This is a genomic window from Corallococcus llansteffanensis, assembly GCF_003612055.1.
Lineage (GTDB): Bacteria > Myxococcota > Myxococcia > Myxococcales > Myxococcaceae > Corallococcus > Corallococcus llansteffanensis.
The window spans coordinates 1-5,975 of record NZ_RAWB01000598.1; the positions used below are offsets into that span (position 1 = coordinate 1).

At 70.4% G+C, this 5,975-nt stretch carries 4 protein-coding genes; all 4 read left to right on the forward strand.

Annotated features, from left to right (window positions below):
- The coding region (locus D7V93_RS36050; protein WP_244237711.1) for a DotU family type IV/VI secretion system protein at positions 1-702 on the forward strand (702 nt) is incomplete at its 5' end.
- On the forward strand, positions 699-4,355 hold the full coding sequence (tssM, locus tag D7V93_RS36055) for a type VI secretion system membrane subunit TssM (RefSeq protein ID WP_120647670.1): 3,657 nt from the start codon (positions 699-701) through the stop codon (positions 4,353-4,355). The genes D7V93_RS36050 and tssM, both read left to right, overlap by 4 nt.
- Positions 4,355-5,299: a type VI secretion system-associated protein TagF gene (tagF, locus tag D7V93_RS36060; RefSeq protein ID WP_120647671.1), complete on the forward strand. Its 945-nt coding sequence runs from the start codon at positions 4,355-4,357 to the stop codon at positions 5,297-5,299. The genes tssM and tagF overlap by 1 nt, the downstream gene beginning before the upstream one ends.
- A gap of 6 nt (positions 5,300-5,305) precedes the next feature.
- The coding region (locus tag D7V93_RS36065; RefSeq protein ID WP_208723268.1) for a type VI secretion system ImpA family N-terminal domain-containing protein at positions 5,306-5,975 on the forward strand (670 nt) is incomplete at its 3' end.

The following is a 5,975-nucleotide window of genomic DNA, read 5'->3' on the forward strand; positions in this document are numbered from 1 at the left end:
CCCATGGACCGAGTCAACGAAGCCACCAAGGATTGCCTCGACGCCGCCATCCAGCTCCGACGTTCGGACGCTGCCGCGGTGCCGCCGCCAGAGAAGCTGCACTTCCAGCTTCGCGGCGTCGTGGACGAGCTCTTGCGCCGCTCCGCGGTGCTGGGCTTCAGCCACCAGGACGCCCAGGACATGGCCTACGCCCTCGTGGCGCTCCTGGACGAGGTGGTGCTGGGCAAGCCGGAGCCCTACCGGCAGTTCTGGATGAGCCACCTGCTCCAGCTGCACTACTTCAACGAGAACGTGGCCGGTGACGGCTTCTTCAGCCGGCTGCACGCCGTGCGCAAGGACCCGCACCGCGCGGACGTCCTCCGGGTCTACTACCTCTGCATGCTCTTCGGCTTCCAGGGCCGCTACCGCATCCGCGGCGGCGAGCTGGAGCTGATGACGCTCATCGACACCGTGCAGAAGGACCTCCAGCGCGCGCGGCCGTTCGACTTCGACGTGCTGTCGCCCCACGGCGAGCGCCCCACCGAGGCGCTGTTCTCCGCCCGGCGCAAGGCCTCCATCGTGTCCATCGCCGCGGGCGCGCTGGTGGCCGCGCTGCTGCTCTATGGCGGGCTGCTCTTCAGCCTCGACAACACGCTGAAGATGTTCATGAAGGACATCGAGGTCCACGTGGCGAAGAACGCCAACGGAGGCGCTGCCCCGTGATCGCCTACCTCCTCTTCTTCCTCGCGCTCCTGGGCCTGGGCGGGGCCGCCATCCTCAAGCTGCACCTGCCGCCACTCTGGGTGGCGCTGGCCGTGGCGGGCGTGGCGCTGCTGGTGCTGGGTGGCACCTGGCTCGTCAAGCGCATCCGGGCCCGGAGGGCCGCCAGGAACCTGGAGGGCGCCCTCCAGCAGCAGGCCGCCGACGAGCTCAAGACGGTGCGGCCGGATCTCCAGCCGGAGATCAAGGCGATGCAGGCGGAGTTCACCAAGGCGGTGGAGGCGCTCAAGACCTCCAAGCTGTCGCGCGGTGGCAAGGACGCGCTGGCGGTGCTGCCCTGGTACCTCATCGTCGGGCCTCCGGGCGCCGGCAAGAGCACGGCGCTGCGCAACTCCGGGCTGAAGTTCCCCTACCTGTCCTCCAGCAAGGGGGGCGGCGTGCGCGGCGTGGGCGGCACGCGCAACTGCGACTGGTGGCTCACCAACGAGGCCGTCATCCTGGACACGGCGGGCCGCTACGTCGCCAGCGAGGACGAGCGCCCCGAGTGGCTCGCCTTCCTCGACACGCTCATCAAGCACCGCCCGCGCCGGCCCATCAACGGCCTCATCGTGGCGGTGAGCATCGACGAGCTGTTGACCATGGACCCGCAGGCCGCGGGCGAGCTGGGCCAGGGCATCCGCGAGCGCCTGGATGAGATCACCTCCCGGCTGCGCATGCTGGTGCCCGTCTACCTGATGGTCACCAAGTGCGACCTGCTGCCCGGCTTCGTGGAGACGTTCTCTGACTTGCCCCGCTCCGAGCGCGGGCAGCTCTGGGGCTTCACCATCCCCATGGACGCCCAGAAGGAGGCGTCCACGGACCTGCTGCTGGAGCGCTTCGATGAGCTGACGGCGGTGCTGGAGCAGCGCGCCATCAAGCGCATCGGCGAGGAGCGCCAGCAGGAGACGCGCGAGCGCATCCACCAGTTCCCCCAGAAGTTCGACGCGCTCCGCAAGACGCTGTCGGAGTTCGTCCAGCCGCTCTTCCTGGAGAACATCTTCCAGGACACGCCGGTGTTCCGCGGCCTGTACTTCACCAGCGCCACCCAGGACGTGCGCGCGGTGGAGCTGGTGGCGCCCTCCGCGGGCGAGGTCTTCGGCACGACGAACGGACGCCCCCAGGCGGAGACGAGCGCCGAGGGCCGCAGCTACTTCCTCTGGGACGTCTTCACGAAGGTGATGTTCCTGGACCAGAAGGTCGCGGTGCGCAGCTCCGCGGAGGAGCTGCGCCTGCGCAAGCGGCGGCTCGCGATCGCGGGTGCGTCCTTCGCGGCCACGGCGCTCGTGCTGTGCCTGCCCACCCTGTCCTTCTACAAGAACCGGGAGCTCGCGCGGGAGGTCCGCGACGCCATCACCGTCGTGAACGTGGACCGCAAGGACGACATCAGCCGCGTGCAGGACCTCACGCCCCTGCGCAAGCAGCTCCAGGAGCTCACCCAGCACCGCACCGAGGGCGTCCCGGTGTGGATGCGCTTCGGCATGTACAAGGGCGACCAGCTCTTCCCCGTCGCCCAGTCCTTCTACAACGCGGCGCTGCGGCGCGTGCTCCTGGGGCTCCAGTACGAGCGCATCCAGCAGAGCCTGATGCTCTTCGCGCAGAACCAGGAGCGCCTGGACTGGAAGCCCAGCTCCAGCGACTACCGCAAGCACTTCGAGGATTTGAAGATGTACCTGCTCATCACCCAGCCGCGCGCGCAGGGTGAGCCGGAGCTCGACGAGGCCCACCGCGAGTGGCTGGTGCGCAAGATGGTGGAGCACTGGACCAACGTGAAGGGGACGACGGGCCAGGTCGACCTCGAGCAGACCATCAGCCACCACGCCGCGACGTACATCCGCATGATGGCCGAGGAGCCGGACCGCCTGGCCTTCCCGCGCGACGAGCGCGTGGTGCGCGCCGCCCGCCGGGCGCTCAACCGCGTGCCGCTGGCCACGCTGGAGCTGGAGCAGATCATCGCCGACGCCAGCCGGGAGTATCCGGACGTCACCCTGGAGGAGCTGGTGGGCGCGGTCCCCGCCATCCAGGCCAGCAAGCGGATCCGCGGCGCCTTCACGAGGAACGCCTGGGAGAACGTGGTGAAGCCGCGGCTCGCCAACGCCTTCGAGAACCGTCAGTCGTGGGTGCTCGACCGGGACTCGGCGGAGGACGAGAAGGCCACGCGCGCCCAGCTGCGCACGGACTACTTCGCGACCTACATCCAGGAGTGGTTCAACTTCCTGCGCTCCATCCGCGTCCAGGAGCCCAAGGACCTGGACCAGACGCAGGAGCTGGTCGACAGCCTCCTGCGCGGCAAGCCGGCCGCGTACCAGCGGCTCTTCGCGGCCCTCCAGCACAACGTGCAGCTGGAGAAGAAGCCCGCGGGGGTCAAGGAGGCCTCGTCGCCGGGCTGGATGCAGCGGCTGCTGGGTGAGGAGGAGGAGGCCGCGAAGAGCCCCCCGAAGCTCGTCGACGAGCGCTCCCCCAATGGCGACAAGGAGCTGGTCCCCCGCGACGTGGAGAGCGCCTTCCAGCCGCTCATCCTCTTCGCCACGGTGACGAACAAGTCCGACGACGGGCAGGAGTCCCAGACCGCGTTGGAGCTCTATCAGGACCACCTCGCCGTCGTTCAGGACACGCTGCTCGCGGTGAAGGAGAAGCCCGCCGAGTCGCGCCTGCTGCTCGACCGGATCCAGGTCACGCGCAAGGCGGTGGAGCTGCTCATCCGCCAACAGCAGAGCGGCGCGGTCATCCTCGAACGGCTGCTGCTGCCGCCGCTGCGGGACGTGCACGGCATCGTCTACACCGGCGTCGCGAACGGCAAGAGCAAGATGTGGTGCGAGCAGATCGTCACGCCCTACGAGCAGCTCATGCTGGACCGCTATCCCTTCGTCCGCACCTCGCTGCGCGACGCGCCGCTGCTGGAGGTGGCGGAGTACCTGCGCCTGGACGGCGGCACCATCCGCAAGTTCCACAAGGAGCAGCTGCTGGAGGACGTGGCCCCCAAGGGCCGCAAGTGGGAGTTCGTGTCCCCGCAGAGCGGCGCGAACTACCGGCCGGAGATGCTGACCTTCCTGGAGAAGAGCGGCGCGCTGGCCAGCACCCTCTTCCCGACGTCCGAGTCCGTGGATCCGCTGGTGCGCTTCCAGGTCCGCATCCGGGCGGGCACGTCCGCGGACAACGCCGCGTCGGAGATCTCCGCCGTCGCCTTCACGCTGGACGGCACGGACGAGACGTACCGCAACGGCCCTGACACGGTGTGGAAGCCGATGAGCTGGCCGGGGCAGGCCGGCAAGCTGGGAGCGCACATCCACGTCGAGCACGCGTCCGGGGCCACCGGCGACATCGACGAGCCGGGCGAGTGGGGCCTGTTCCGCCTGCTGGAGCGCGTGAAGCGCATCGAGCCCAGCGCGGACGGCCGCTACTTCACCGCGACCTGGGAGATCGAGGACATGAAGGGCGCGCTCATCTCCATCGACATCCGTCCGGAGCGCACCAGCAACCCGTTCTTCGGCCTGTCCGGCAACAAGGGCAAGCTGATGCAGATCTTCCGCGACCCGGGCCTCCAGCCGCCCCGGGGCATCGCCCGCGGAGATTCTGACTGCGGCGGCAACCACCTCGTGGCGCAGGACGGGCCTCCCTGATGGTGGTGGCTGCCCTTCCGCACCGCATCGGCGTGCTCGGCAAGACGCCACGTCACGCGGAGTTCGTCCGGCACAACACGGCCAGCCCCCTCGCCCAGCAGCTCCACCGCTGGCTGGAGGAGGGCATGGCGCGCGTGCAGCGCGCGCGGGCGGAGCTGCCCGCGACGCCGCACCGCTTCGTGTTCACCGCGCCGGGGCAGTCCACCGCGCTGGTGGGCGTGCTCACCGCGAGCGCGGACAGCGTGGGCCGGGGCTTCCCCCTGGTCGTCTTCACGGAGCTGTCGGTGACGGAGCTGGCGGAGCGGTACGCCCTCCTGCCGGAGGCCTTCGAGCCCTTCCTCCGGGCGGGCTCGGAGCTGGTCCAGGAGGCGCCGCGCTTCAGCATCCCCGAGCTGCTGGAGCGGGCGGCCCTTCTGAATCCGCCGCGCCCGGGGGACTTCAAGCTCGCGGAGCGGCTCAAGGGCAGCATCCTCTCCGAGCACTCCTGCGCGGAGCTGCTCAAGCCCGTCTGCACGGACACCCCGCCCGAGGCCCGCTACTACGCGCTGCACACCTTCCTCACCGCCTGCGCCGGGGAGCACCACCGCGAGCAGGGGCTGGCCCAGGTGGTGCTGGACTGTCCGCTGGACGGGCGCATGGGCCCGACGGCGTGGCTGGAGCTGGCCTCGCGGCTCCTGGGCTGGACGTCCATGGCGCCGGGCTTCCTCTGGTCCGAGGGGAGCCGGCCCCGGCTGCTGCTGTGCCTGGGCGCGCCGACGTCCGCGCTCCTGCTCTACGTGGCCCAGCCCGACCTGGCGAGCTCACAGCTCTGGCCGCTGCGCACGGAGCGGGCCGCCGCGCTCGCCAGCGCGAAGCGCGCGCTCACCCCGGCGCAGCGCCAGGTCCTCGACTCGTCCACCAGCTCCATCGAACAGCTCCTGCGCGCCGTGGCGCGGAAGGTCTGACACGCCATGACCCTCTCCGCTGAAGCCCTTCGCGAACGCTCCCGTCCCTGGCTGACGCCCATCTCGCAGGAGAAGCCCGCCGGCGTGCAGGCCCGGCACGACCCGACCTACGAGGCCGTGTCCACGGAGGTCGCGAAGCTGGAGTCGCCCGCTGGCGACGCGGTGGACTGGGGCGCGGTGGTGCGGGGCTCCAGCCAGCTCCTGCAGCACACCACGAAGGACCTGTGGCTCGCGTCCTACCTCGCCTACGGGATGTACATGACGGAGGGGCTGACCGGCGCGCTCACCGGCATGGCGGTGCTGGCGGAGGTCACGGACCAGTACTGGCCCACCCTCTTCCCGGAGGCGAAGCGCCTGCGCGGCCGGGTGAACGCGGTGACCTGGTTCGTGGAGCGCATGGGCCGCGTGCTGCCCACGGTGAAGGTGTCCTCCGCCGACAACGAGCTGCTGACGAACCTGGGGGTCGCGGCCTCGCGGCTCGCGGAGCTGGCGCGAACCCGCTTCGAGGGACAGGGCCCCGCCTTCGGCCCGCTGCTGGAAGGCGTCATGAGGTTGCGCGCCTCGATCCAGCCCCCGACGCCCAGCCGGGCCTGGGTGAAGTCCAGCACGTCGCGCAGCATGCGGCGGGCCCGCTCGGCGCTGGCGAGGATGCGGGCGACGGCCTTCTGGTCGCGCG

What these genes read in the sequence shown, in the direction of transcription:
- tagF (WP_120647671.1), top strand. Translation starts at nt 4,355, where the DNA reads ATGGTGGTGGCTGCCCTTCCGCACCGCATCGGCGTGCTCGGCAAGACG.